This is a genomic window from Methylobacterium sp. NEAU K (assembly GCF_030700285.1).
Lineage (GTDB): Bacteria > Pseudomonadota > Alphaproteobacteria > Rhizobiales > Beijerinckiaceae > Methylobacterium.
The window spans coordinates 146,330-170,293 of the sequence record NZ_JAUYZJ010000001.1 but is presented as its reverse complement, the minus strand read 5'-3'; the positions used below and the strand labels follow the sequence as shown (position 1 = coordinate 170,293).

Below are 23,964 nucleotides of genomic sequence, written 5' to 3'. Positions count from 1 at the left end.
GTTCCGGGCCCGCGTAGCGGGCCCGAAATCCAGATCCGCCGATTAGGAGCCTCTCACAAAACTCAGGATCACCGGGAGTTCTCTCTCCGAGGGTGAGGGCGAAGCGGGATTTCGTCAGAGGCCCCAAGCCAGCTGTTGATCTGTCATCGGTTAGGATTCCGGGCTCCGCTCCACGGCCCCGGGGTTGACGCGGCGGACGTCAGAGGCCGGGCCTCCGCCATTGTCGAATCGCGAGCCGGCCGACAGAGTTGCCCTGCCCTAGGCAGACGAGGGAGCGGATGACCGCGCCGCTGACGATTTACGGCGATCCGGGTTCCGGGAACTGCCTGAAGGTAAAATGGGTGGCCGACCATCTCGGCATCCCCTCGGTCTGGCGCGACGTGGACGTCCCGGCCGGTGGGACGCGGACCCCGGCGCTCCTGGCGCTGAACCCGGCCGGCCGGGTTCCGTTCGTCGTCCTTCCGGATGGCACGACCCTGTCGGAGTCCAATGCCATCATCGTCTACCTGGCGGAAGGCTCGGCGCTCATCCCGGAGACGCCGTTCGGGCGCGCCCGCATGCTGCAATGGATGTTCTGGGAGCAGTACAGCCACGAGCCCTACATCGCGGTGCGCCGCTACCAGCTCCATTACCTCAAGCGGCCGCCGGAGGATCTCGATCCCAGGCTCGCCGAGCGCGGAGTGGACGCGCTTCGGCTGATGCAGGCGACGCTCGAACGCTCCGCATTCCTGACCGGTGACGCGCTGACGCTGGCCGACGTGGCGCTGGTGGCCTACACCCGCATGGCCCATGAGGGCGGCTTCGACGTGGCCGCCTATCCGGCCATCCGCGCCTGGATCGCCCGGGTTGAGACCGGGCTCGGGATCGGCCCCTATGCCGGACCGCCCTGATCGGCGGCAGGCCCGTATTCCGGAAGACTGACCCGCACGGTCGTCCCCCGGCCGACCGTGCTCTCGATGGCGAGACGGCCGCGGTGCCGGTTGAGGCTGTGCTTGACGATGGCGAGGCCGAGTCCGGTGCCGCCGCGGGCGCGGCTCGAGGCGACGTCGACCCGGTAGAAGCGCTCGGTCAGGCGCGGGATGTGTTCGGGCGGAATGCCCGGTCCGTCATCGGCCACGGACAGCACGATCCGGCGACCGAGCCGCGGGTCGTCCTCCCGGACCAGGCCGACACCGACATGACCGCCGCCGTATTTCACGGCATTCTCGATCAGGTTCTCGATCACGCGGGCCAGCTCGTCGGCATCCCCGGCCACGGGGTATGACCCATCCGCATGCTCGAACTGCACTGTGGCGCCCCTTGCCTTGGCGGGGGGCCCCTGCGCGTCGACCATCTGGCGCGCGAGCGCTGCGAGATCGACCACGGCGGTCGGCGCCACGTGTTCCCGCAGCTCGATCCGCGAGAGCGACAGCAGGTCGTCGATCAGCCGCGTCATCCGCTGGGCCTGGACGCGCATGATCTCCAGGAAGCGCTCGCGGGCCTGCCCATCCTCGCGGGCCGGACCCTGCAGGGTCTCGATGAAGCCGATCAGAGTGGCGAGCGGCGTGCGCAGCTCGTGGCTCGCATTGGCCACGAAGTCGACCCGCATCGCCTCGAGGCGCCGGGCCGAAGTGAGATCGCGCAGGAAGAGCACCGCGCTGACCCCCGATCCGTCGGGCATCGGCAGGGCGCCGATCTGCACCTCGAAGGTCCGCTCCAGCGGCACCCGCGTCGCGAGGGCGACGCGGCGGGGCATGCCGGAACTCAGGACGGCCTCGACGCCGTCGAGGACCTCCGGGCTGCGGAGCGCGAAGGACAGGGGCCGGGCATGGTGCAGGGCCGGCAGGAGGGCGCGGGCGGCCGGGTTGGCCTCCACCACCAGCGTGCGCCGGTCCACCAGGATCACCGGATCGGGAACATGGGCCAGCAGCGCCTCGGCGACCGCGTGGCGCTGGGCCGTCGTCGCCGGCCGCGGCGGCGGGGCTGCCTGCCCGCGCCCGCCGAGCCAGCCGCCGAGGCAGACCGAGCCGAGGCCCGCGAGGATCAGCGGAAGGTCGAGGCGTCCGGCGAGCGCAACGGCGATTCCCAGCAGACCGGCGGCGATCGCCGCGCCCGTCCAGGCCGGGGAACTGCGCGGGCGCTCGAGCATGGCAGGGGTGCCGAACGGATTACCGGGATCCGGAATCATCGGACCACGACCGCCCGGACGGACCGGCCGTGCCCTCCGGAGGTCCCGGGTCCCGCGTCCCGCCGGCGCGCTTCACGATCTCGTAGAGGCCGAGCATCGCCAGGGCGACCACGAACGGCACCACGTAGTAGCAGCCCCGGAACAGGAGCAGCGAAGTCAGGACCTCGTTGCGCGGTAGGCTCGACAGGGCGAGGAGCACGGTGGCCTCGAACACCCCGATCCCGCCGGGAGCGTTCGACGCGATGCCCAGCATGGCGGCCAGCACGTAGATCGCCAGGAAGGTCGTGAAGCCCAGCGTCAGCTCCTGCGGCAGCAGGACGTAGAGCACGGCGGCGGCGGCGCAGACGTCCCCGATCCCGACGATCATCTGGCCGATCGAGACCGAAGCGCCGGGCAGTTCCAGGCGCCAGTGCTTGACGGTGATGCTGCGCTTCTTGGCCGAGACCCAGGCGAGATAGCCCAGGACAAGTCCGAGTGCCGCGAGGCCGATGCCCTGGTTGATCCGGATCGACGTGAAGGCGAGCCCGGCGAGCTGACCCGCCTCGATGATCAGGCTGAGGCCCAGCACCACGCCCATGCCGAGCCAGAAGGTGAAGCCGGCGATGACGGTGAGCGCGGCGATCTTGGCCGCGGAGAGGCCCTGCCGGGCGTAGATCCAGTATCGGATCGTGCCGGCGGTCAGCAGCGGGAAGCCGAGGGTGAAGCTCACCGCATAGCTCGTGAACGAGGCGAGCGCGGTGATGCGGTAGGGCACCTTGATCCGAAGCTGGCGCAGGGCCAGCGCATCGTAGCCTGTGAGGAAGAGGTAGCTGATGCCGACGAACAGGAACGCGAGGCCGAGCTGCTCGGCCGTGGCCGCAGCGATCGCCGCGCGCACCTCCGCCCAGCTCACGCTCTGGATGAGCTTCCACAGCACGCCGAGCGAGACCGCGAACAGCACGATGCTGGCGGCCGTGCCGATCCAGGCATAGCGGCCGCGCCAACTCTTCCGCGAGGTGCCCACGGCGGCGTCGTGCTGGACCGGTTCGACCGGTTCCGCCGGCCTCCGGTGCTGTCCCTGAAAGTTCATGCCGTTCGGCGTCCGCCCTTCCGGCTGCGCGGCCCGGCCGAAGGCCTGCGCCCATGCCGGATGATCCCGGACCGCGGCCCGTTGCCCCGCATGTAGGCCGAACGGGCGCTCAAGGCCAGGGAAGGCGGGTCGGGAAGCGGGGACGAGGTACGGGCGCTTTCCTCATGGTCGCGGCTTCCGCAGGATCGCCGCCGCCTCCGCCAGACCCCGGCAGATCCGGGCGGCCACGTCCGGCGACGTGCAGACATAGGTCGGGCTCGGGTGCGGGATCGCGATCAGCGGCAGGTTGGGGCGCAGGGCCTCGATCGCCGGCGCCGCCCCGCCGGCGAAGCGGCCGGCGAGCACCGCGACCGTGAAGCGCGGCAGCAGGTCGAGAAGCAGCGCCAGATACGGCGCGGCGGCCGCGACCTCCGCCCGCCGGGGCGCCCGGTTCGGGGCGCCCTCGGCGTGGATCAACCAGGGCACCGCGTTCCAGATCAGCGTGTCGGACCGGGCGATGCCGGCCTGGCTGAGAAAGCGGAACAGGTTGGAGGCGGTGCCGTTCGCGCTGTCGCGGGTGACGAAGCCGGTGCGCAGCACTGCCGGCCCCGGCGTCTCCAGAAGCAGCAGCATCCGCGCCTCGATACCGCCGTCGAGGGGATCCGGTACGGGCACCGGCGCGCCCCGCTCCGCGGCGATTCGCTCGGCGAGCGCACGGAGCGCCGCGATGTGCGGCGCGCCGATCTGGGCGCGGCGGGCCGCGAGGGCGGCCGGGTCGCCGAGGGATTTCGGCGCCCGTGGCTCAGCCGGCATCGAGGCCGCTGATCGCCGCGTCGAGCGGCCCGGAGACGCGGAAGCGCTCGACTCCCTCCTCCCGGGCCAAGCGCGCGTCGAGGCCCGCCACGCCGCCGAACTGGAAGCCGATCTGGCTGGCATAGGCCGCGCAAGCCGCGCGCTTGCGCGCCCGAGCCTCGCCGCCGAGCACCATTCGCTGCACCGGCAGCGCGGCGAACAGGTCGGCCAGCGGTTCCCGGGGCGCGGCCTCGCGCACCGTGTAGGGAAAGTCGCGCCACCACAGGATCGGGGGCAGCCCGTCGAGACTGCGCAGGGCGCGGACCGCCTGCACGTGATCGACATGGCCGCCCACCGCCTGAGGGGCGAGGATGACATCCGGGCTCTCCGCGGCGATCAAACGCGCGAGGGCCGGCGCCAGCTCGGCCGCGATGCCGTCATCCGTGCGGACTTCAGAGAAAAGCTCGGGCGCCGAGCCGTAGCCCCGGTGCGGCGCCTCACGGAACGGCAGGTGCAGGGGCGGCGCGATCCCGAGTTCGGCGGCGGCGCGGACATCCTCGGCCCGGCGCAAGGCCATGTAGTCGATCTCGGCCGGCAGCCCCTTGTCGAGCTGACAGGCGAGCGCGAATCCCCGCGGATCGGCGACGCTGCCGGTGAACACAGTCGCCATCGCCACGTGCCAGCCGTCCCGCGCCAGGCTCGCGAGGAGGCCGCCGCAGGAGAACGCCGCATCGTCGAGATGGGGCGAGAGGGCGAGGGCGTTGGGCATGGGCCGCGTCAGAGCAGATGGGGCTCTGCGCGGAAGCGGCAGGCGGGATCGTACGGCAGGTCCGGCGAGAACCCGGTGGCCGGCCGCTCGTGGCGGACGCGCGCGTAGACCTCCATGATCTGACGACCGACAGCGCTCCAGGAATAGACCCGCCGGCACTCCTCCAGGCCCGCCGCCGCCAGACGGCCGCGCAGGCCCGCGTCCGTGACGACGCGGGTGAGCGCGCCGGCGAGCGCCGGCACGTCGCCCGGATCGACCAGCAGCCCGTTCTCCCCGTCGCGCAGGCAATCCGACACGCCGACCGCGTGGCACGAGACCACCGCGAGCCCGGCCGCCATCGCCTCGAGGATCGTGTTGGAGAACCCCTCCGCGTAGGTCGGCGAGACGAACACGTCGGCGTGGCGGTAGAGGTCCGGCACGTGGCCGTACTCGGCATAGCCCGTGAAGGCGATCTCGCGCGGGGCGAAGGCCAGCTCCGCGGCGAGCGCCTGGGCAGGCTCCACGTCGGGCCCGATCCCCGAGATCGTGGCGGCGAACGGGGTGCCCTGCTCGCGCAGGATGGCCAGGGCGGCGATGAAGTCGAGCACGCCTTTCCGGCGGTCGACCCGGCCGTGATAGAGCAGCCGTACCGGCCCCGCATGGGCAGCCGGCAGCCCCTCGGGCGTCCCTTGGGCGAAGCGGTCGGTATCGACCGCGCCGGGCACGATGGTGAAGCGCGCAGGGTCCGCGCCGAGGCGCCCGCAGACCTCGTCCACGAAGGACGCGCCACCGATCAGCAGCGCATTGGCGTGGGCCAAGACCTCGCACATGGCGACCCGGTGGGTCTCGCAGCAGGAGCCGACCCAGTGGCCGTCGCCCCCCTGAATCGAGACCACGCTCGGCACCCCGAGCCGGCGTGCGGCGAGCAGCACGGCCCAGCCGGTGGGATAGCCGTACTGCGCGTGCAGTACCTCGAAGGGCTTGGCCGCGTGCTCCCGGCAGATGGCCTCGACCATCGTGTCGATGTCGCGCTCGAAATCGCCCGAGGTCTGCTCGCCGAGCTGCTCCAGGCCGATCACACGCACGCCCGGCACGGGCGGCGGCGGACCGCCGCCATAGACCCGGGTCCCGAAGGCGTCACCGCGGTACTGCGAGATCATCGTCACGTCGTGGCCGGCACCGACCAGTTCGCGCAGCAGGTTCTGCGCGTAGACGCTCATGCCCGATATGGCCGGGAAGTAGCGGCGACTGAGGAACAGGACCCTCATGAATGCGCGCGGCCTCGGGTGAAAAGGGGTCGGGATCCGCGCCTCACCGCCATTGCCGCCGCGTCTCCTGTTCGCCCGCGAGTTCCGGGCCCGGGCGCCGGCAGTCGCGCAGGTAATCCAGCGCCTGGGGGATCATCACGTCGGCCCGGTGGCTCTCCCGGGACAGCTCGACGCAGACCAGCTTGCCGAAGCCGACCGCCTCCAGCGCCCCGAGAACGCCGGGCACGTCCATGTCGCCCTCGCCGAACGGGAGATGGATGTGGCTGCCGCGCTTCATGTCCTCGATCGCCACGGTGCCGATCCGGTCGGAGAACTCCCGCACGGCCGCCGCCGGATCGCGCTCGCCGGTGACGAGGCAGTGCCCGGTGTCGAGGGCGAGCTTCAGGCCCGGCACGTCCAGGGCGGCGAAATCGTCCAGCGTCTCGATCAGCATGCCGGGCTCGGGCTCCAGGCAGGGCACGACTCCTGCTTCCGTGGCGAAGGCCGACACCTCGTGCAGCCCGTCGGTCAGCCAGCGGCCGGCCTCCGAGGGGTCGACTCCGGGCTTGGGCACGCCGGCCCAGAACGAGACCGCCTCGGCGGAGAGCATCGCGCCGATCTCGACTGCGCGCTTGAGGAAGCCGACCCGCCGGGCACGGCCAGCGGCGTCGGCCGTGACCAGCGTCGGCTCGTGCTTGGCGTTGGGATCGAGCAGGAAGCGGGCGCCGGTCTCGATGACGCAGGCGAGTTCGAGCTTCTCCAGGAGGCTCGCCACACGGCCGGCCTCGGCCACCCAGGTCTCGGCGAACGGATCGAGGTGGTGGATGTCGAGGGTCAGCGCCACACCGTCGTAGCCCGCAGCCTTGATCAGATGGATCGCGTCGTCGAGGCGGTGGTTGGCAGCGCCGTTGGTGTTGTAGGCGAAGCGGAGCGTCATGCCGCCCTCCCCTGTCTCTGCGCGAGCCGGAACGGCGCGTGATGCGATTCCGGCTCGCGGTAGAGCGGATAGTGCCTTCCGACGATGCGCTCGGCCAGGGCAATGTCGAACAGCGGCTGGCCGCCGAACCGCTCCAGGGCCTCCGGGGTGAGGCGGACCGGCCGCAGGGTCTCGCTCTCGGTCCCGAACGTGATCAGCGGATGGTCGCGGTCCAGGAGCTTGCGGGCGTTGCGCTCGCCGATCCGGTAGTAGCTCATGGTCTCGACCTCGAGCCCCGGCACGATCGCCTTCACGATGCCGACGCTGCCGCCGGGCGGCGCGCAATCGACGTAGAGCACGTCGAACCCGGCCTCCAGGAGCCGGTCACAGGCGATCCTGCCGCGGGCATGCCCGTCGGCGGCCTCCGTGGAGGGCAGCTCCGCGAAGCGCTTGGTGCTCCGCTCCGAATAGACGGTGTCGGCGAGCACGCTCCGCAGGTCGCCAGCCGGCATCTCGATCCATGCCAGCATCGCCTGCAAGGCGCGGCTCTCCTCCAGGTCGAGGCTGGGCAGGGCCTTCTGGATGAAGGCGTCGACGTAGCCCGGCGGGGTCACCGTGGCGGCGAGGTCGAGGGGTCCGTGCCCGAAGGCCTTGCGCACCCGCGCCGCCTGGAATTCGAGCAACGCCTTGCGCAGGGCCCGCTCCCGGTCCGGATCGCAGGCCTCGCCGCAGGCCGAGAGCGCGATGGGCGCGGGCGCCCGCGCGGGATCCGCGTCGTAGCCGACGACGTAGAGGTTGGTCAGGCCGAACTGGTCGGTGGCGAATTTCGGCAGCGCGCGGATCCCGAGCTCATTGAGCCGGGCCAGCATCGCGGCGTTCTCCGGGCCGATCCCGTCGAGGTCGAGCATCACCCCCTGGTCGAGCGCCCGGAACAGCAGTCCGTTGCCGTCCCGCTGGAGGAGTTCGAGCACGCCATGGCCGAGGGCGAAGGGCACGTCCGGCCCGGCGCCGAGGCCGTTGGTGATCAGGTTGGTGAAGGGCCTGTACCCCTCCGACAGTTCGAAATAGTCAGTGGCAGCCACGTCGAGGGGCATCAGCACGACCTCGCCCGTGGCGTGCCGGACGGCCGGGGTCCATTCGAGCACCGTGTCGCGGCCGACCGGGGAGCCTGCGGGCAGGCAGAGGGTGAGCGGGTCGGCGACGGATTTCACGCCGTAGACGCGCACGAGATCGGCGTAACTCGCCCGCTCCTTGGCCCGCGGCAGCACCGCGAGCGAAGGCATCAGGTTCTCGGCGATCTCCGCCACGGCGCCGATCAGCGCCTCCTCGTCGGTGGCGCCGTAGCCGATGCCCGAAGGCATCGCCCCGACGAAGAACGGGTCGTCAAGGAACAGGGCCACGAACCAGACCGGCACGCCGGTCCGGTCCAGCGGCGCCAACGGAAAGCCGACGATGCGCCCCTCCGGCAGGACGTCGAGATAGGCCCGCACCGGGTCCGGCAGCGTCTCCGGGAGACCCTCGATCACGCGCCTAGCGCCGAAATGATAGGGCCGCGGCGCCTTGATGCGGGCGTGGCGGGCACGGTCGTCCTGGTCGTGGGTCACGGGGAATAATCCATTCTGGATGCGGCTCCGCGAGGGGCGCTGAGGGGTCCGCCACCGCCGAGTTCGCTCTCGTAGGCTTCCACCACCAACCGCATCGTGTGCAGATCACGCTCGGCGGAGTAGGCCGCCCGCTCGGCAGGTCGACGCAGCGCCGACCCGAAGGCCCGAACCTGCTCGGTGAAGGGCGAGGCGTCCAGATCGAACGGAACCGGCTCCTCGGCACCAGAACCATCAATGAAGGTCACCGTGCCGCCGGCCACCTGCCCCATCGTGTTCTCGGCCACGAACATCCCCTTGGTGCCGACCACCTCCAGGCGGCGGCGGGGCAGCGCGTCCGGGCAATTGTAGGCGACGTGCAGGCTGGCCAGCACGCCGTCGTCGGTTCGGCCGATCAGCAGCGCGCCGTCATCGACCGGGTAGTCGTGGACGCGAGTCTGGGTCAGGGCGGCGATATCGGCGATCGGTCGGCCGAGGAGAAAATCGATCAGGTCGAGCCCGTGGGGGGCGAGGTCGATCAGCGCGCCGCCGCCAGCCTGGGACGCATCGATCCGCCAGTTCGGCTGGCCGGCTTCCGACCAGTCCCGCCCGAGCCAGCAGGCGTAGACGATCCGCACGGCCGTCACCGTGCCGAGCCGCCCGGCCGCCACCTGTGCGCGGATCGCCCGATGGGCCGGGTGGTGCCGCTGGTCGAAGGCTGTGCCGTAGAAGATTTCTTTGGACGCCACGGCCCTGGCTATGGCCTCGGCGTCGGCCAGCGTCGCCGCCATGGGCTTCTCGCACAGCACCGCCTTGCCGGCGGCCGCCAGCGCCTCGACGGCGGCCCGGTGGAGGTGGTTCGGCGTCGCCACATAGACCGCCTCGACCGCGTCCTCGGCGATGAGCCCGGCGAGGTCGGCGTGTCCGCGCGCGCCTTCCCGCCCGGCCGCCGCGCGGCTCGCGGGATCGGGGTCGCAGACCGCCACGAGCCGATGCCCGGCGGCCCGGATGCCCGGGGCCATGTAATCCCGGGCGACCCAGCCGTAGCCGACGATGCCCCAGCCGACGGCGTCCATCACCACCGCTCCGGCAGGTCGACGAACTCGCGCGTGCGGACGCGCTGGGTCTCCGGGCCGTCGATGCTGCCATCGAAGGTGATCTGGTCCGGGCCGGGCGACCGCAGCGGATAGGTGGCCCGAGAGGCATATTCCTCCCGGTACCGATCCGAGGGCCACCGGATCGCGTAGCCGTCGCCCTCGGGCTGGTAGAGCGGGTTGAGCCGCACGACGGTCCCGGCCTTCGGCAAGGTCAGGCCGTCCACCACCGCGCGAGGGGCTGGGCGCATGCCGGGACCGGCCACCACCGAGAACGCCTCGCAGGACCGCAGGGAGGCGGGCTCCTGGGGAATCGGGGCCCGGGCCTCCACGAGGGCGCGGGTCAGCTCCGCGTCGTCGTACACGAGGGCGTCGGGAAACAGTTCGGCGATCTCGTCGGCGGTGACCGCCCGGCCGGCGGAGAAGCCCGGGCAATCGCGGTTGTGGATGTGGCTGAGCGCCAGCCAGCCGTCGTCGCCGGCATTCTCGCGCAGGTTTTCGAGCAAGGCCGCCTTCTCGTCCAGGAAGTAGAAGGCGTCGTTGCAGGCGACGAGATCGACCGGCGCGCCGGCGATCGGCCAGTGCGGCGAGCCGGCATCGAAGCAGACGAGTTGCGCGCGCGCGCCCACCACCCAGTGCCGGGCGACCCAGAGCTTGGCGAAGACCACGTCGGCCCCGGCGGTCTTGCAGCCGCGGCGCTCCAGTTCCCGCAGGTAGTGGCCGATGCCGCAGGCGAACTCGAAGATGCAGCGCGGCTCGTTCCAGTGCGCCTCGAGAAGGGTGAGACCGGCCAGAAAGGTGGGGTCGCTCCAGCGGTGCAGGAAATAATCGCCGACCCGGCCCCAGCCCAGGAGCCGGACGGCGTCCCGGAGCGTCGCCTCGCGACGGTCCTTGATGAGCTGGATGATTTCGGCCGGGTCGGCAGCCGGGCCGTTCCACCAATCGTCCTGGTCGGTCAGCAGGGCGCCCAGCGCCTCATCGGACTCACCCGCGTCGAGATGGGCCAGCACCCGCTCGACCAGCGCCTCGCGGCCGACCCTCAGATACGGGATGCCGTCGATGACGGGCCAGCGCGCCCCGGTGCCAGCGTCGCGCAGGGCGTGCGGCGCGTCGGCCTTGAGCGGGTTGCCGGTGGACGGCGATCTGAGTTCGAACGGAATCATGGCTCTCGGGACCGCGCCGGCAGATGGGCGACCGGCTCTGGCGATCAAGGGATACGCATGTCGTGCAAGACACGGTCGTGAAATCCCTTCACCGGGCCGGCATGGACCAGCTCCCATTCGTCGAGCACCGCCGCCATCGTGGTCGAGGCCCCCCGCAGATGCTGCGCGATCTGCAGGACCCGGTCGATGCAATCGGCTGCGTGGAAGGCGCGGCCCTCGGCGGTGGCGTCGTCCGGAAGCACCGCACGAGCGCGCTCGACCTGCCCCCGCAGGGACCCGGCGAGTTCGTCCATCGCCCAGGCGGTGGTCACCGCCATGATCGGTCCGAGATGATCGCCGAGCAGCATCTCGCCGGTGAAGCCGGCATCCGGCATCGTCGCATTGTGGAAGTGATGCGCCATCGCGGCCAGGAACACGGTACCGGGATCGGCCCGATAGAACGGGCTGAGGCAGACGCCGTAGACCGCCACGATCAGACAATGCTCGGCGTGGTTCTCGGGCGGCTCCAGCAGGATCCGGGCACGGCCCGGGCAGGTCACCCCGGCGCGCGGCTGTTTCGCCAGCGCGCCGACGAAGGACGGCAGCGATCCGACCCGGCCCGCCGGGCGCGGCGCAAGACGGTCGCGCAGGCGGTTGCGGAGGTCCGGGTCGAGGTCGCCGGTCACGGCGTCGAAGCCCGCAGCCAGAACGGCCGACACCGCCTCGTCCGAAAGCCCCGCCGCCGCCAGGAACGCCGCGTCGAGGTCGCAGAGGCGAGTCGCCGCAAGCGTCGTGGCGGTGATGTCGAGGGCGACGTCCTCGGGCGCGGCCCCTCCCGTCAACAGGCCCCAGCCCTGCGCGAACAGACGCTCGGCAATGGACCCCTCGCGGCCCGCCGAGCGGACGCGCTTGAGATCGTTCATCTCGACCAGGAGCTCGCGCAGCGCCGCCGGCGCCGCGGCGCCGGTCTGCCGTTCTCCATCCCGGAGATCGGATCCGGGATGGGATGCTTGGTTCTCGCTTGGCATCGTCACTTTCCGAAAACCAGCACCCCTTTCCGGACGACGCTCTAGTGAACGCCGAGCCAGTCGAGCAGCATGGCCTCCTGCCTGCCGAAGGCGTGCTCCGGCCCATGGCCGTTCTTCACCATCGGGGCCTTGAAGAAGGTGGAGAGCTGCTCCTGCACGCCGCCGTCGCCGCGCTTGTTGGCGAGGTCGAGCACGCGGGCAATCTCGATGACGAGCGGCGCGGCCAGGATCGAGTCCTTGCAGAGGAAGTTCACCTTGATCTGCATGCGCTGCCCCATGAAGCCGGTGACGTCGATGTTGTCCCAGGCTTCCTTGTCGTCGCCGCGCGGGCGGTAATAGTGGATGTGCACGAGGTGATCCTCGACCGGATAACCGAGGATTGAGTCGAGCACCGTGCCCTTGGTGTTGAGCTTCGACTGGAGCGAGTTCGGGTCGTTCAGCGCAAGCCCGTCGCGGTTGCCCAGGATGTTGGTGGAGAACCAGCCGTCGACGTGGAGGGCGCGCGCCTTGAAGGCGGGGGCCAGCACCGTCTTCATCATGGTCTGGCCGGTCTTGCCGTCCTTGCCGGCCACCGGGACGTTCATCTCCTTGGCGAGGTCAAGGAGGGCTGGGACGTCCGCAGCCACGCTCGGAGTGAAGTTGGCGTAGGGGATTCCGCTCTTGATCGCCGCGTAGGCGTACAGCATCGCGGGGGAGATCGCCTCGTCGCTGGAGTCGAGCCCCTTCTCGAAGGCGGCGGCTGAATTCAGCGTCGGATCGGAGAGGTCGGGCCAACGCTCCGTAGAGGCGAGATTGACCACCACGACCTCATCGAGGTTGCTCTCCTTCTGGAAGCGCCGGAGGTCGCTCGCGATGATCGAGACCGCCTCGCGGTGGCCGGCCGCGACGATGCGGTTGCTGCCGTCGATGTTCTTACAGAACTTGGCGCTGCCGACTGCGGGCCAGGGCGTGATGCCCTTGAGCGCCCGGGCGCCGTCCTCGATGTCGTCCTTCGACAGCACGCCGTGCCCGGCTGCGGCCGAGGCGAGATCGTCGCCGTTGAGGTCCCAGCCGCCGAACACGAGGTCCTTATAATCGGCCATACCCGCCACGGAGAGGCCTGCGAGCGGCAGTCCGTCGAGGCGGTTCGATCCGGATTTGATCATCTCGATGCCGGCGATGGCGGTGGTGGCGACGGCGCCGCCCATGCCAACGAACGCGACGCCGACGCGGCGACCGGTCTGCATGCTCATCGGAAACTGATGTCCTTGTGGGGACGCAGGTCGCGTCTTGGGAGTGAAAGGTCGAACCCCCCGGGGCCCTACCTAACTGGACCAATCATCGGTCGTTCCAAGGCGAATGCGACAACTTTGCGCCGGTGCACGGCGGAGCGCGGACGGAGCGCGGCGTTAAGGCGACCCTAAAAAGCAGGGTTAACCCTTCCTTGACCGTGCCACGCTTGAATCACGGGGCCGTCCCATTCTGGTCACGGCCGGCGCCGATAGGGCCGCCGCTTCAAGGAACCCGGCCGCCAGACGCCGGGCCGATACAAGGGACAATCTGAAGAGGACCAGTGATGGGGGTTATCCCGGAGCCGGCGCGTTGCGCCGACGACGTGAGCCGACTCGTGCCGAGCGCGAGCGATTTTGACACTGAAACCGTGGCGTGGCTGCCGCGGGCCGGACGCGAGAACGGGCGCCGGTCACTTCGCCACACGCGCCGGGGCGGGATCCGCCGGCGCTTCGCAGCGCTGGCCTTCGGCCTCGTCGCCGGGCTGGGCCTGCCGCAGGCGGCGTTCGCGCCCGCCAATTTCGCGCCCACCGCCCAGGCCCATGACCGGGTCGACACCAGCCCGCGCGCGGCCGGGATCCTGGCCGAGGCGATCCCGGTCGCGGCATCGGCCGCCTGGGACGGGCTTCCGGTGGAGGAGCAGGAGCCGGCGACCACCGCGCTGATCCAGGACGACCTCGCGGCCCTGCCCCGGGTGACGCAGGAACAGGGGGAGGACGCGGTCCGGTTCGGCGAGCGCAGCGTGCCGCGCCGGGTGGTCGACACGATCGTGAAGGCCTCCGACGAGGCCGGCGTCGATCCGGTCTATATGATGGCACTGGCCGACAAGGAGTCGAGCTTCGATACGGACGCCAAGGCGGCGACCTCCTCGGCACAGGGCCTGTTCCAGTTCGTCGCCCGCACCTGGCTGGAGATGATCCGCGACTACGGCGCCCGATACGGGCTCGGCGAGGAGGCCGCCGCCGTGAAGGGCCGGGGCGCCGCGATCACGGTCGCCGGCGGCATGCGCGCCCGCGTGCTCGGCCTGCGCAACGATCCGCGGGTCGCCGCACTGATGGCGGCAGAGCTGGTCAAGCGCGACCGCGAGCGGATCGAGGCGCGGGTTGGCCGGGCGCTCACCACCACGGAGCTCTACCTCGCCCACTTCCTGGGCACCGCCAGCGCCGGGCGCTTCCTGTCGCTGTCCTCCGAGAAGCCCGACGAGGTGGCCGGGCGTGAATTCCGCAGCGCCGCCCGGGCCAACCGCAGCCTGTTCACCGAGAAGGCCGGGGGCAAGCGCCGCAGCCTGACGGTGGCGGAGCTGCACGGGCGGATCGACGATATGATCGACCGCCGCCTGAACCGCTACCAGGGCGTCGCCGCTGTGGCGGGCGCCCCCGACAGGACGCCGAGCCAGACCGAGACCGCGTCCGACGAGGCAGGCCGGACTGCCGACAACCGTCGCGTCGAGGTGACGGAGGCGCTGCCGCGGGACGGCGTCTGATCCCGCCCGCCGGGCGCGGGGCCGGGCGAAGCGCCCCGTCCCGCGTCAGTGCCCGCCCGCCGGGGCTCCGCCGCCGAGCTTGACCGATCTCAGGCTGAGGGCGAGGGGGACCGCGCAGGCGGCCACGAGGCCCATCACCCAGAAGACATCGATATAGGCCCAGTAGGCCACCTCGGTCTGGAGCACGCTGCCGATCCAGGCGGTCGCTTGGTTCTGAGCCTCGACGCCGGTATAGCCGTGCTCGGAGAAGTACTGCGTCGCCTGACGCATGGTCTCCTGGTAGGCCGGCGCGGCCGGGTTGACGCTCTCGACCAGCCGGCTCTGATGGAACTGGCTGCGATAGGCCAGGATGTTCTGCGCGAGGGACACGCCCATCGAGCCGCCGACGTTGCGGGCGACGTTGATCAGCGCCGAGGCTTGGTCGGTCTGGTCCTTGCGAAGACCGTCATAGGAGGCCGAGGTGATCGACAGGAACACCATCGGCAGGCCGATGCCGATATAGACGCGCGACCACGCGAAGAACGCGAAGGTCGTCGTGCCGTTGAGCCGGGTCAGGTCGACCATGCCCAACGCCACGATCGCCATGCCGGTGGCGATCAGCCATTTCGGCTGGATGTAGGCCGAGACGCGGCCGGTGAGGAACATCATCACCACCGTGACGATGCCGCCTGGGCCCAGCACCAGACCCGACAGGGTCGCGGTGTAGCCGTAGTATTCCTGCGTGATCTGCGGGATGAACTGCGTGGTGGCGATCAGGATCGCCCCGGTGAACATCATCACCAGGAAGCAGGATCCGAACTGGCGGTTGCCGATGAGGCTCAGATCGACGGCCGGATTCTTCCTGTTCAGGAGCCATGGGATCATGGCGACGAACGAGATCACCATCAGCACGCCGGACACGTTCATCAAGGTCGAGGTGCCGAACCAGTCCTTCCGCTGGCCCTCGTCGAGGATGACCTCCAGCGAGCCGAGGAACAGGGCGACCAGCAGGAAGCCGACGATGTCGAACCGGATGCCCTTGCGCACCAGGGCGCGGCGCTCCTTCTTGGCAGCCGCGCTGTCCTCGATGAGCCAGTACATCAGCCCCAGCGCGATCACGCCGATCGGGCCGTTGATCAGGAAGCACCAGTGCCAGGAGGCGTTGTCGGAGAGCCAGCCGCCGAGCGTCGGGCCGATCACCGGCGCCACCACGATGGCGACCCCGTAGATCGCGAAGGCCTGCCCGCGCTTCTCCGGCGGGAAGGAATCGGCCAGGATCGACTGCGCCAGCGGCGCCATGCCGCCGCCGCCCAGCCCCTGCAGCACGCGGAACAGGAGCAGCGATTCGAGGCTCCAGGCGAAGCCGCACAGGATCGACGAAACGGTGAACAGAGCGACCGACCACATGAAGAACATCTTCCGGCCGAAGCGCTTGGCCAGAAAGCTCGACGCCGTGAGGGTGATCGCGTTCGCCACGAGGTAGCTGGTCACCACCCAGGCCGCCTCGTCGGGACCGACCGCCAAGCCACCCGAGATGTAGCGCAGGGCCACGTTGGCGATGGTGGTGTCGAGCACCTCCATGAAGGTGGCAAGCGCCACCACGAAGGCGATCAGCCAGGGATTGTGGCCACCGGGCGCCTTGCCCGCCCCAGCCTCGCCCGCCCCAGCCTCGCCCGCCCCGGTCTTGCCCGTTCCGGTCTTGCCCGTTCCGGTCTTGCCGACCATCGCGGTCACCGCACCTTGACGGTCGGAACGATCGACATCCCGGGACCGATCGAGACATCCGTCGGCCAGTCGCTGATCACGATCTTGACCGGGATGCGCTGCGTGACCTTCACGTAGTTGCCGGTGGCGTTCTGCGCCGGCAACAGGCTGAAGGCGGTGCCGGAGCCCGGCTGCACGGAGGCCACCGTTCCGTGGATCTTGCGGTCCGGGTAGGCGTCGATCGCGACATCGACCCGTTGACCCGGCCTCATGTCGGCGATCTGCGTCTCCTTGTAGTTGGCGGTCACCCAGATGTCGTCGGGCACGAACATCGACAGGCTCTGGCCGGCCTGAGCGAATTCGCCGATTCCGCCGGTCAGGCGCACCACTCGGCCGGGCTGCACGGCCCGGACCGTGGTGTAGCCGAGGTTCAGCTCGGCCTGCTCGACCTGCGCCTTGTCCCGGGCGATCTGCGCCTGCGTGGATGCCTTCTGTGCCTGGAGCGAGCCGATCTGCTTCTGCGCGGCGACCACGCTGGCATTGGCGCTCTGCAGCGCGGCCTGGCGCTGCTGCAGCGTCGAGGTCGCGGACTGGGATTGCTGGATCGAGCCCGAGCCGCGTTCCGCGAGGTCCTTGTAGCGGGCCGCGTCTTCCTGAGCGAACTTCAGCGCCGCCTCGGCGGTGGCGACCTGCGCCTTGGACACGTCGATATTCGCGTTCTGGGCCTGGATCTGGGCGTCGATGTTCCGGATCGCGGCCTCGTCGGCCTCGACCTGCGCCTGGGCCTGATCGCGGGCGATCTCGTAGTCGCGCTGGTAGATCTGGAACAGCACCTGCCCCGCCTCGACGTGCTGATTGTCGGTGACCGGCACGTCGACGAGGTAGCCGCCGACCTTCGGCTGGATCGCGATGCTGCGCGCATCGACGAACGCGTCGTCGGTGCTCTCGTAGGGATGCATGTACAGGAGCCAGTAGAAGAAGACGCCCACGCAGAGCGCCACAACCGCGAGGCCGCCGACCAGGAACGCGAACGGGTGGCGCCGCAGGATGTTCGGGCGTCCGGCCTCATCGGCCTCCTCCCCATCCTCTCGGCCTTCCTCGTCCGGGGCGTCCCGGCCTTCGGCCCCGTCCTCGTCTGCCTCCGGGGCAGCCTTGCGCCCCGTCTCGCTGTCTCGGGCAGGGCCGCTTCGTCCAAGATCCATGACGTCGCGATCGGGCAGCCCCGGCCGGCCGTCGGCCGGCCGCACGCGTGCCTCGGCGGCCTGCCGCTGATCATCAAACATGGGAAATCGTCGCCGCCAGTTGAGCCGGCCGCCTCACGGCGGCCAGGCTACGCTCAACGCCCGCCTCGGCAGCAAAAGCCGGCGGCGGCGGCAAGGTTCCGCTCGGAACCCGACTGCGTCAGGAACGCTTGTCGCAGTGCAGCGTTCTGCGGGCAGAAACGCTGGCGATCCGCGCGCGGCGCGCCTCGGAGTTTCGCCATGACCGGCACCTCGTCACCGACACCGCAAGGGCCGGGATTCGGCTCGACGGCGACCTCGCCCTCCGGGATCCCGCTCGTCGGCACGGCACGCCTCGACGCGATGAGCGCGGCGCTCGCCCGGAACTGGTGGCTCGTCGCCCTGCGCGGTGTTATCGCGATCCTGTTCGGCATCATCGCCTTCGTGGCGCCGGGGGCCTTCGTGCTCTCGCTGGTGCTGTTCTTCGCCGCCTACACCTTCGCCGATGGCATCTTCGCCATCGTGGGCGCTGTGCGGGCGGCCCAGCGGCACGAGCGCTGGGGCTTCCTGCTCCTGGAGGGGATCGTCGACATCATCGTCGGCGTGGTCGCCGTGCTGGTGCCGGCCGCGGCGGTCTGGGCCTTCGTGCTGCTGCTGGCCGCCTGGGCTCTGATTACCGGTGGCCTGATGATCGCGGCGGCCTTCCGGTTGCACCTGCATTATGGGCGCTGGTGGCTGGTCCTGGGCGGCGTCCTGTCGATCCTGTTCGGCATCGCGCTGATCCTCGAGCCGGGCATGTCGGCCCTGGTGCTGACCTGGTGGATCGGCGCCTACACCTTAGCCTTCGGCGTCCTCCTGCTGATCCTCGCCTTCCAGCTGCGCAGCCAGCACGGGACGGCCCGACAACCGGTCGCTCCCGTGGGCCGGTGAGCCTGCGCGACGTCCCGATCCGAGGCCCGGACCGGGCCGCGTGATCCGGGTCACACGGTCGCGCGCCGATCCGCGTTCGGGCACGATTTCCTCCCCGCGATGGCAGGACAGGTGCCCGAACGAGGCCTGAGCGGGTTTGCCGAACGCGTCCTGCGGTACTGCGTCGGAAACCTGAGCGGCCGAAGCGATGGCCTGCCGGCGCAAGTCCGCTTAGAACCCTCCGCAGACCGGAACGGCCGGTCGCGGAACACGCATCGCGATGACGCCCGACGCGCCGGAGCGCGCCCCGACCGATCCGAGTCCCGTGCGGGGATCCGGCGCCGACGCCGCGGATCCGCGCATGGCGGCCCGCGCGGCCGGACGCGCGGCCCGCGACCTCTTCCGCCATCTGTGGGTGCTGATCGCCGCGGCCGGGCTCGGATGCCTGAATCTCTGGCGTGCGGCGTTGGCGCGATCCGCCGCCCGTCTGGCGCGAAGCCGCGACCGAGCGCCTCCTGCCGCCGCGGCGGAGAAACCGATCGGTGCCCGTTCGCGCCTTCGGGGCTTTGGCCGGCTGCGGCGCCGGCCGGCCCTGATCGCCGCCGGCGTCGCGATCCTGCTGCCGCTCCTGGCCCTCGGGATCTACCTGCTCGCAGCCCTCCTGACCCTGCCGCCTCTGGGCGGGGCCATCGTCGATACCGGCCAGAGGGCGATCACCGTCGAGGCCGATGACGGGCGGGTCTTCGCCACGCGGGGCAGCTTCCGCGGCCAGAAGCTGACCGCCGCCGACCTGCCCCCGCACCTCGCCCAGGCGATCGTGGCCATCGAGGACCGGCGCTTCTACAGCCACTGGGGCATCGACCTGCGCGGCCTCGCCCGCGCTGCGTGGCGCAACGCCCTGGGCGGCGGCGTGCGCGAGGGCGGTTCGACGATCACACAGCAATATGTCCGCCTGACCTCGCTCAACCAGGAGAAGACGCTCTGGCGCAAGGTCCAAGAGGCTTTCCTGGCGCTGCGCGTCGACGCGACGATGAGCAAGGACGAGATCCTGCTCGGCTACCTCGACACCGCCTATTTCGGCGCCGGCGCCTACGGGGCGGACGCGGCGGCCCGGCGCTATTTCGGCAAGCCGGCCAAAGCCCTGACCCTGCCCGAGGCGGCCATGCTGGCCGGGCTGGTGCGGGCGCCGTCGCAGCTCGCCCCGACCCGCAACCTCGGCGGCGCCAAGGAGCGGGCCGACGTGGTGCTCCAGGCCATGGTCGAGACCGGCGCGATCCCGCAGAAGGAAGCCGATGCGGCGCGCAAGCAGAGCGTGACCCTGCGGTCGCCCCCCGAGGCGCCGCCGGGCACCAATTACTTCCTCGACATGATCGGCGGGGACGTGAAGCGGCTGGCCGGCACCGACGGCGACATGACCGTGCGGTCGACCCTTAACCTCGACCTCCAGAGCCTTGCCGAGGGCGTCGTCGCACGCCGCCTCGACAAGGACGGAGCGCGCCGCAAGGTCGGTCAGGCGGCCATGGTGGTGCTGTCGAAGGAGGGCGCGATCCTCGCCATGGTCGGCGGCCGGGATTACGAGGACAGCCAGTTCAACCGCGCGGTCCAGGCCAAACGCCAGCCGGGATCGCTGTTCAAGCTCCTCGTCTACCTCACGGCCTACCAGCAGGGCCTTTCCCCCGAGACCGTCCTGGTCGATCGGCCGGTGCGGATCGGCGATTGGGAGCCCGAGAATGACGACGGGCGCTATCGCGGGTCCGTGCCGCTGCGGACAGCCTTCGCGCTCTCGATCAACACCATCGCGGCCCAGCTCGGACAGGAGGTCGGCATCCCGGCGGTGATCGCCACCGCGCGCAAGCTCGGGATCCAGTCCGATCTCCCGAACGTGCCGAGCCTCGTCCTCGGCTCCGGCGCCGTGAGCCTGCTGGAGATGACCCGCGCCTACGGCTCGGTCCTGGCCGGCCGCGCGCCGCTCCAGGCCTTCGGCATCCACGCGATCCGCGGTGGAGCCCCGCAGCCGCTCTACGTCCATGCCGACTCCACCCCGGGGGCGCCGCTCGCGCAGGAGCCGCGCGAGATGATGCTCGACTCGCTCCAGGCGGTGGTCGAGTCCGGCACCGGCCGGGCGGCACGGGTGCCCGGCCAGATCATCGGTGGCAAGACCGGCACGAGCCAGGATTTTCGCGATGCCTGGTTCGTCGGCCTGACCCCGGACCTCGTGGTCGGGGTCTGGGTCGGGAACGACGACGACAGCCCGATGAACCGGATGTTCGGCGGCGAGATGCCGGCCGGGATCTTCCACGACTTCGTCCAGCGCGCCTCGGCGCAGCTCGCCAAGGGCCGCCCGCGCCCCTCGGCGGAGCGGGCCGAGCCGGCGCCCGCGGTCGCAGCAGCCCAGCCGGCGGTCCCGGCACCGGCACACGTCTCGACCGGCGAGATCCGGGGCGTTCCGGAGGTGATCGACACCGGAACCCTCTCCTTGCGCGGGCGGACCGTGCGCCTTCTAGGCGTCGTGGGCGAACGCGGCCACCTCGCGCGCCAGCTCGCGAGCTACCTGCGCCGCCGCGAGGTGGTTTGCGGCGGGGGCGCCGACGGGGCCGCGTCGCGCTGCCAGATCGAGGGCGACGACCTCGCAGGGCTGATCCTGGCGGCGGGCGGCGCCCGCGCCTCGGACGATGCGCCGCCGGATCTGCTCGGAGCCGAGGAGCAGGCCCGGGCCGAGCGCGTCGGCCTGTGGGGGCGGTGACCGTCTAACCGTCCCCGAGCCTCGCCAGGGTCAGCGCATCGGGCTCGCCGCCGAAATATCGCGCAAGCGCCTCGGAAAAGAGCCGCGCCTCCGGGGCGGCGCGCGCGAACAGGGTCATGCTGGAGTGGAACTTCATGTCGTCGGGCGTGCCGAAGATCGCCCGCGCCGAGCGCCCGGTGACGGCATTCACCGCATCCGTGCAGGCGCGCAGGCGCGCGCCGAGCAGCGGGTGCCCGAGATAGGCCCGCGCCTCGCCCAGGGAGCCGACGGCGTAACGCCGCGCCATGGGGCTGGAGCCCAGGCCGGCAACCTGCGGGAAGATGAACCACATCCAATGGCTGCGCTTCTCCCCGGCCCGCAGCTCCGCGAGCGCCTGCTCGTGGACGCCGTCCTGCGCCGCGACGAAGCGGTCGAGATCGTACGGTTCGGCCATGTCCCGCGCCCTCGTTCCAGGTCCCGCTGCATCAACCGCGCGGCGGCGGATCGGGATGCGCCGCGATGTCCAACACCCGCCGGCGCGCGCCCCGCAGACGCGCCGCCCAGAATCGTGTAACCGCGACCGATGCTCAGCACGCTCGTCGCCTTCATGGTCGCGAACCCGGCGACGAGCCACGCCCTTACGGCGGTGCTCGAGACCGCCGGGGTCGCAGCCGTGTTGTTCCTGCTGCGCGGCCCCCGCCCGGAGGCGACCGCCGCGCTGGTGGTCTCGACCTACTATTACGGCCGCGAGGCCGGGCAGCGCGAGCACGACATCAAGCACGCCGGCTGGGATGCCGTGCAGGCGCATCTCGGCGCCGAGTTCCTGTACGGCTGGTCGCTGCCCAACCTGCAGCAATGGGTGGCCCCGACCTGCGCCGCCTGGGCGGTCGCTGCCGTGCTCTATCTCATCCGCGAACGGGCGCGGCGCGGCACTCAGGACTGCGCGAAGGGACCGTCCTGAGGCCCGACCTCGCTGCGGTCTCCGAGAAGCCGCCGGCCGGAGGCGATGATCTGGACCGTCTCGCGGCTGCTGCAATGGCGCCGCGCGAGCGCCTCCAGGTCGCGCAGATAATCGATGACCGGACCGCGCACCCTCTCGTCGCGCCCGATCACCGGCTCCACCTTGGCGGTCACCAACCCGGCAACCGCGTCCCAGAACTCGCCCGGGCGGATCGAAGGCTCGTGCATCGCTCGTACCCTCCTGCCTCGAAAGCCGGCGTTGTCGGGCGCTTCGGGCCCGGCCGCATTGACCCATGTTGAAAGTCCGCTCCCGGAAAGCGCCCGGCAGTGACCCAACGGTCGGGGCTTTCGCGCGTTGGACTCCCCGACCGACAGAGAGGCGCGCCGACATGCCAGCCGACGATTCGCCAGCCGATACCCTGCCAGCCGACGATGCGTACGCCCGGACGGCGCCCGAGAAGCCGGCCGCCGTACCGATTCCGGTCGCCGACACCCGCTTCCGGTCGATCGCCAAGGCCGTGAGCTGGCGGATCGTCGGAAGTCTCGACACGCTGCTGCTCTCTTACCTGTTCACCGGCAACGTCCTGCTCGCCGGCTCGATCGCCTCGACGGAGACGGTCACCAAGACGGTGCTGTATTACCTGCACGAGCGTGGCTGGGGGATGCTGCCGCTCGGCCGGGTGTGAGGTGCGGACGATGGTCGACATCATCGAGACCTTTGACAAGCCGGACCGTCAGGCGCTCCGGCGGGGGACGCGGGCCAAGCAGACTGGGCGGCAGCTCGCCAGCGGCGCCGAGCTCGACGACGACGGCAGCGACCGCAGCCTCGTCGTCGTCGACACCGAGGAGCGGGCCGCGGCGCTGATCGCCGCCGACCCCTTCGCAAAGGCCGGCCTGTTCGAGCGGGTGGTGATCATGCGCTGGCTCAAGGCCTATCTCGGCGGGACCCGCTTCCTGCCGGCGTGACGCGCCGGCACCCACGCGACCGAACATGGAGACGACCTATGCCGCAGATCGCCGTCCAGGGGCTTGAGCTCCGCTACGCCCTCGAAGGGCCGGAGGGCGCCCCCGTGGTGGCCTTCTCGAACTCGCTCGGCGCCACCCTGGAGATGTGGGACGCGCTGCTGCCGGCGCTCGGGGGACGTTTCCGCACCCTGCGTTACGACACGCGCGGCCATGGCGGGTCGGCGACTCGCGACCGGCCCACCGAGATCGCGGATCTGGCGGGCGACCTCGCGGGGCTCCTCGACGCCCTCGGCATCGGGCGGGCCCATCTGGTCGGGCTCTCGCTCGGCGGCATGACCGTGCAGGCTCTGGCGAGCGCCGATCCGGCGCGCAGCTTGAGCGCGACCCTTATGGCCACGGCGGCCCATCTTCCGAGCGAGCAGAGCTGGAACGAGCGCGCCGAGACGGTGCGGGCGCAGGGGCCCGGTGCGCTGGTCGAGGCGACCCTCGCGCGCTGGTTCACCCCCGCCTTCCGGCAGCACCATCCCGAAGCCCTGCAGGCCGTGCGCGCGCGCTTCCTGGCCTGCGATCCGGCCGGCTACGCGGTCTGCTGCGGGGCGATTGGGCGCATGGACCTGCGGCACGCCCTGTCCGCCATCACCGCACCGACCCTGGTGATCGCCGGGCGCGACGACCCCTCGACCCCCCCGTCCATGGCCGAGGTGATCTGCAGCGGCATAGCCCAGGCCGAGCTGGTGGTGCTTCCGCAGGCGGCCCACCTCCTCGCGGTGGAGCGCGCGGAGGCCGCGGGCGGATATCTGCGCGCCTTCCTCGACCGCTGCGAGGCTGCCCGCGCCTGACGCGCTCATTGGCCGGCGAGGCGGGCCTTGGCGGAGACATTCCGTTCGGGCCGGCCCGCATCCGGCGTGCGGCAGCGCCGTCCCGGTCGGGGCGACGTTCAGAGGGTCTCGGAGGGCCTGCGCCGAAAACGATGAAGCCCCCGCGGATGAT

23 protein-coding genes are annotated in these 23,964 nt (G+C 71.0%); 8 read left to right on the top strand and 15 right to left on the bottom strand.

Features of this window, described 5'->3' with window-relative positions; all coding sequences use genetic code 11:
- The first annotated feature begins 278 nt into the window (after positions 1-278).
- Complete coding sequence (locus Q8W67_RS00780) at positions 279-890, top strand: glutathione S-transferase family protein (protein ID WP_305539242.1); 612 nt, start codon at positions 279-281, stop codon at positions 888-890.
- Here Q8W67_RS00780 and Q8W67_RS00775 read toward each other — a convergent pair.
- From Q8W67_RS00775 to Q8W67_RS00725, 11 genes are all read right to left on the bottom strand, one after another.
- Entirely contained in the window at positions 872-2,128 is a 1,257-nt protein-coding gene (locus Q8W67_RS00775; RefSeq protein WP_305539240.1) for an ATP-binding protein, read from the bottom strand. The two genes, Q8W67_RS00780 and Q8W67_RS00775, sit on opposite strands and share 19 nt — an antisense overlap.
- 19 nt (positions 2,129-2,147) lie before the next feature.
- Complete coding sequence (locus tag Q8W67_RS00770) at positions 2,148-3,236, bottom strand: lysylphosphatidylglycerol synthase domain-containing protein (protein WP_305539238.1); 1,089 nt, start codon at positions 3,234-3,236, stop codon at positions 2,148-2,150.
- 162 nt (positions 3,237-3,398) lie between these two features.
- A complete protein-coding gene (locus Q8W67_RS00765) occupies positions 3,399-4,028 on the bottom strand; it encodes a uracil-DNA glycosylase (RefSeq protein ID WP_305539236.1) in 630 nt (209 codons plus the stop codon).
- Positions 4,018-4,776: a PIG-L deacetylase family protein gene (locus tag Q8W67_RS00760; RefSeq protein WP_305539234.1), complete on the bottom strand. Its 759-nt coding sequence runs from the start codon at positions 4,774-4,776 to the stop codon at positions 4,018-4,020. The genes Q8W67_RS00765 and Q8W67_RS00760 overlap by 11 nt, the downstream gene beginning before the upstream one ends.
- Before the next feature lie 8 nt (positions 4,777-4,784).
- Positions 4,785-6,023 (bottom strand): glycosyltransferase family 4 protein, encoded by a 1,239-nt coding sequence (locus tag Q8W67_RS00755; protein WP_305539232.1) that lies wholly within the window; start codon positions 6,021-6,023, stop codon positions 4,785-4,787.
- Positions 6,024-6,066: 43 nt separating this feature from the next.
- Positions 6,067-6,939 (bottom strand): sugar phosphate isomerase/epimerase, encoded by an 873-nt coding sequence (locus Q8W67_RS00750; RefSeq protein WP_305539230.1) that lies wholly within the window; start codon positions 6,937-6,939, stop codon positions 6,067-6,069.
- The gene (locus Q8W67_RS00745) at positions 6,936-8,522 is read right to left on the bottom strand and encodes a YcaO-like family protein (RefSeq protein WP_305539228.1); all 1,587 of its coding nucleotides are present in this window, start codon (positions 8,520-8,522) and stop codon (positions 6,936-6,938) included. Before Q8W67_RS00745 ends, Q8W67_RS00750 begins: the two co-directional genes overlap by 4 nt.
- On the bottom strand, positions 8,519-9,574 hold the full coding sequence (locus tag Q8W67_RS00740; protein ID WP_305539653.1) for a Gfo/Idh/MocA family protein: 1,056 nt from the start codon (positions 9,572-9,574) through the stop codon (positions 8,519-8,521). Before Q8W67_RS00740 ends, Q8W67_RS00745 begins: the two co-directional genes overlap by 4 nt.
- Positions 9,574-10,755 (bottom strand): bifunctional 2-polyprenyl-6-hydroxyphenol methylase/3-demethylubiquinol 3-O-methyltransferase UbiG, encoded by a 1,182-nt coding sequence (locus tag Q8W67_RS00735; protein WP_305539226.1) that lies wholly within the window; start codon positions 10,753-10,755, stop codon positions 9,574-9,576. Before Q8W67_RS00735 ends, Q8W67_RS00740 begins: the two co-directional genes overlap by 1 nt.
- Positions 10,756-10,799: 44 nt before the next feature.
- Positions 10,800-11,657 carry a hypothetical protein gene (locus Q8W67_RS00730; protein ID WP_305539650.1) on the bottom strand — a complete coding sequence of 286 codons (858 nt, stop codon included), beginning with the start codon at positions 11,655-11,657 and terminating at the stop codon, positions 10,800-10,802.
- A gap of 146 nt (positions 11,658-11,803) precedes the next feature.
- Positions 11,804-12,994 (bottom strand): inositol-3-phosphate synthase, encoded by a 1,191-nt coding sequence (locus tag Q8W67_RS00725; RefSeq protein WP_305539224.1) that lies wholly within the window; start codon positions 12,992-12,994, stop codon positions 11,804-11,806.
- A gap of 323 nt (positions 12,995-13,317) precedes the next feature.
- Between Q8W67_RS00725 and Q8W67_RS00720 the strand changes: the two genes are divergently transcribed.
- Positions 13,318-14,514 carry a transglycosylase SLT domain-containing protein gene (locus tag Q8W67_RS00720; RefSeq protein ID WP_305539222.1) on the top strand — a complete coding sequence of 399 codons (1,197 nt, stop codon included), beginning with the start codon at positions 13,318-13,320 and terminating at the stop codon, positions 14,512-14,514.
- Positions 14,515-14,559: 45 nt separating this feature from the next.
- Here Q8W67_RS00720 and Q8W67_RS00715 read toward each other — a convergent pair whose 3' ends face one another.
- Positions 14,560-16,218: a DHA2 family efflux MFS transporter permease subunit gene (locus tag Q8W67_RS00715; RefSeq protein ID WP_305539220.1), complete on the bottom strand. Its 1,659-nt coding sequence runs from the start codon at positions 16,216-16,218 to the stop codon at positions 14,560-14,562.
- A gap of 5 nt (positions 16,219-16,223) precedes the next feature.
- On the bottom strand, positions 16,224-17,480 hold the full coding sequence (locus Q8W67_RS00710; RefSeq protein ID WP_305539218.1) for an HlyD family secretion protein: 1,257 nt from the start codon (positions 17,478-17,480) through the stop codon (positions 16,224-16,226).
- A 198-nt stretch (positions 17,481-17,678) separates the two neighbouring features.
- Between Q8W67_RS00710 and Q8W67_RS00705 the strand changes: the two genes are divergently transcribed.
- Both Q8W67_RS00705 and Q8W67_RS00700 read left to right on the top strand, forming a co-directional pair.
- Complete coding sequence (locus tag Q8W67_RS00705; RefSeq protein WP_305539216.1) at positions 17,679-18,347, top strand: HdeD family acid-resistance protein; 669 nt, start codon at positions 17,679-17,681, stop codon at positions 18,345-18,347.
- 259 nt (positions 18,348-18,606) lie between these two features.
- Positions 18,607-21,069 carry a PBP1A family penicillin-binding protein gene (locus Q8W67_RS00700; RefSeq protein WP_305539214.1) on the top strand — a complete coding sequence of 821 codons (2,463 nt, stop codon included), beginning with the start codon at positions 18,607-18,609 and terminating at the stop codon, positions 21,067-21,069.
- Between the two features lie 4 nt (positions 21,070-21,073).
- Here the strand turns inward: Q8W67_RS00700 and Q8W67_RS00695 are convergent, their stop codons facing one another.
- Complete coding sequence (locus Q8W67_RS00695; RefSeq protein WP_305539210.1) at positions 21,074-21,502, bottom strand: DUF1810 domain-containing protein; 429 nt, start codon at positions 21,500-21,502, stop codon at positions 21,074-21,076.
- 129 nt (positions 21,503-21,631) lie between these two features.
- On the opposite strand from Q8W67_RS00695, the gene Q8W67_RS00690 reads away from it, so the two are divergent.
- The gene (locus Q8W67_RS00690) at positions 21,632-22,009 is read left to right on the top strand and encodes a hypothetical protein (protein WP_305539205.1); all 378 of its coding nucleotides are present in this window, start codon (positions 21,632-21,634) and stop codon (positions 22,007-22,009) included.
- Here the strand turns inward: Q8W67_RS00690 and Q8W67_RS00685 are convergent.
- Complete coding sequence (locus Q8W67_RS00685) at positions 21,982-22,236, bottom strand: hypothetical protein (protein WP_305539203.1); 255 nt, start codon at positions 22,234-22,236, stop codon at positions 21,982-21,984. The genes Q8W67_RS00690 and Q8W67_RS00685 overlap by 28 nt on opposite strands.
- 161 nt (positions 22,237-22,397) lie before the next feature.
- Here Q8W67_RS00685 and Q8W67_RS00680 point away from each other — a divergent pair, with 161 nt between their 5' ends.
- Genes Q8W67_RS00680 through pcaD form a run of 3 tightly spaced genes read left to right on the top strand, consistent with a single transcriptional unit; the run spans position 22,398 to position 23,813 of the window.
- Positions 22,398-22,694, top strand: a complete 297-nt coding sequence (locus Q8W67_RS00680; RefSeq protein WP_305539201.1) for a DUF2061 domain-containing protein — start codon at positions 22,398-22,400, stop codon at positions 22,692-22,694.
- 10 nt (positions 22,695-22,704) lie between these two features.
- Entirely contained in the window at positions 22,705-22,974 is a 270-nt protein-coding gene (locus Q8W67_RS00675) for a YciI family protein (protein WP_305539199.1), read from the top strand.
- Positions 22,975-23,012: 38 nt separating this feature from the next.
- Positions 23,013-23,813 (top strand): 3-oxoadipate enol-lactonase, encoded by an 801-nt coding sequence (gene pcaD, locus Q8W67_RS00670; protein ID WP_305539197.1) that lies wholly within the window; start codon positions 23,013-23,015, stop codon positions 23,811-23,813.
- Positions 23,814-23,964: the final 151 nt, after the last annotated feature.

Excerpts from the sequence above, each read along its gene's own strand:
- Q8W67_RS00780 (WP_305539242.1), top strand. The coding sequence starts at position 279 with ATGACCGCGCCGCTGACGATTTACGGCGATCCGGGTTCCGGGAACTGC.
- Q8W67_RS00775 (WP_305539240.1), bottom strand. The coding sequence starts at position 2,128 with ATGCTCGAGCGCCCGCGCAGTTCCCCGGCCTGGACGGGCGCGGCGATC.
- Q8W67_RS00770 (WP_305539238.1), bottom strand. The coding sequence starts at position 3,236 with ATGAACTTTCAGGGACAGCACCGGAGGCCGGCGGAACCGGTCGAACCG.
- Q8W67_RS00765 (WP_305539236.1), bottom strand. The coding sequence starts at position 4,028 with ATGCCGGCTGAGCCACGGGCGCCGAAATCCCTCGGCGACCCGGCCGCC.
- Q8W67_RS00760 (WP_305539234.1), bottom strand. The coding sequence starts at position 4,776 with ATGCCCAACGCCCTCGCCCTCTCGCCCCATCTCGACGATGCGGCGTTC.
- Q8W67_RS00755 (WP_305539232.1), bottom strand. The coding sequence starts at position 6,023 with ATGAGGGTCCTGTTCCTCAGTCGCCGCTACTTCCCGGCCATATCGGGC.
- Q8W67_RS00750 (WP_305539230.1), bottom strand. The coding sequence starts at position 6,939 with ATGACGCTCCGCTTCGCCTACAACACCAACGGCGCTGCCAACCACCGC.
- Q8W67_RS00740 (WP_305539653.1), bottom strand. The coding sequence starts at position 9,574 with ATGGACGCCGTCGGCTGGGGCATCGTCGGCTACGGCTGGGTCGCCCGG.
- Q8W67_RS00735 (WP_305539226.1), bottom strand. The coding sequence starts at position 10,755 with ATGATTCCGTTCGAACTCAGATCGCCGTCCACCGGCAACCCGCTCAAG.
- Q8W67_RS00730 (WP_305539650.1), bottom strand. The coding sequence starts at position 11,657 with ATGAACGATCTCAAGCGCGTCCGCTCGGCGGGCCGCGAGGGGTCCATT.
- Q8W67_RS00725 (WP_305539224.1), bottom strand. The coding sequence starts at position 12,994 with ATGAGCATGCAGACCGGTCGCCGCGTCGGCGTCGCGTTCGTTGGCATG.
- Q8W67_RS00720 (WP_305539222.1), top strand. The coding sequence starts at position 13,318 with ATGGGGGTTATCCCGGAGCCGGCGCGTTGCGCCGACGACGTGAGCCGA.
- Q8W67_RS00715 (WP_305539220.1), bottom strand. The coding sequence starts at position 16,218 with ATGGTCGGCAAGACCGGAACGGGCAAGACCGGAACGGGCAAGACCGGG.
- Q8W67_RS00710 (WP_305539218.1), bottom strand. The coding sequence starts at position 17,480 with ATGTTTGATGATCAGCGGCAGGCCGCCGAGGCACGCGTGCGGCCGGCC.
- Q8W67_RS00705 (WP_305539216.1), top strand. The coding sequence starts at position 17,679 with ATGACCGGCACCTCGTCACCGACACCGCAAGGGCCGGGATTCGGCTCG.
- Q8W67_RS00700 (WP_305539214.1), top strand. The coding sequence starts at position 18,607 with ATGACGCCCGACGCGCCGGAGCGCGCCCCGACCGATCCGAGTCCCGTG.
- Q8W67_RS00695 (WP_305539210.1), bottom strand. The coding sequence starts at position 21,502 with ATGGCCGAACCGTACGATCTCGACCGCTTCGTCGCGGCGCAGGACGGC.
- Q8W67_RS00690 (WP_305539205.1), top strand. The coding sequence starts at position 21,632 with ATGCTCAGCACGCTCGTCGCCTTCATGGTCGCGAACCCGGCGACGAGC.
- Q8W67_RS00685 (WP_305539203.1), bottom strand. The coding sequence starts at position 22,236 with ATGCACGAGCCTTCGATCCGCCCGGGCGAGTTCTGGGACGCGGTTGCC.
- Q8W67_RS00680 (WP_305539201.1), top strand. The coding sequence starts at position 22,398 with ATGCCAGCCGACGATTCGCCAGCCGATACCCTGCCAGCCGACGATGCG.
- Q8W67_RS00675 (WP_305539199.1), top strand. The coding sequence starts at position 22,705 with ATGGTCGACATCATCGAGACCTTTGACAAGCCGGACCGTCAGGCGCTC.
- pcaD (WP_305539197.1), top strand. The coding sequence starts at position 23,013 with ATGCCGCAGATCGCCGTCCAGGGGCTTGAGCTCCGCTACGCCCTCGAA.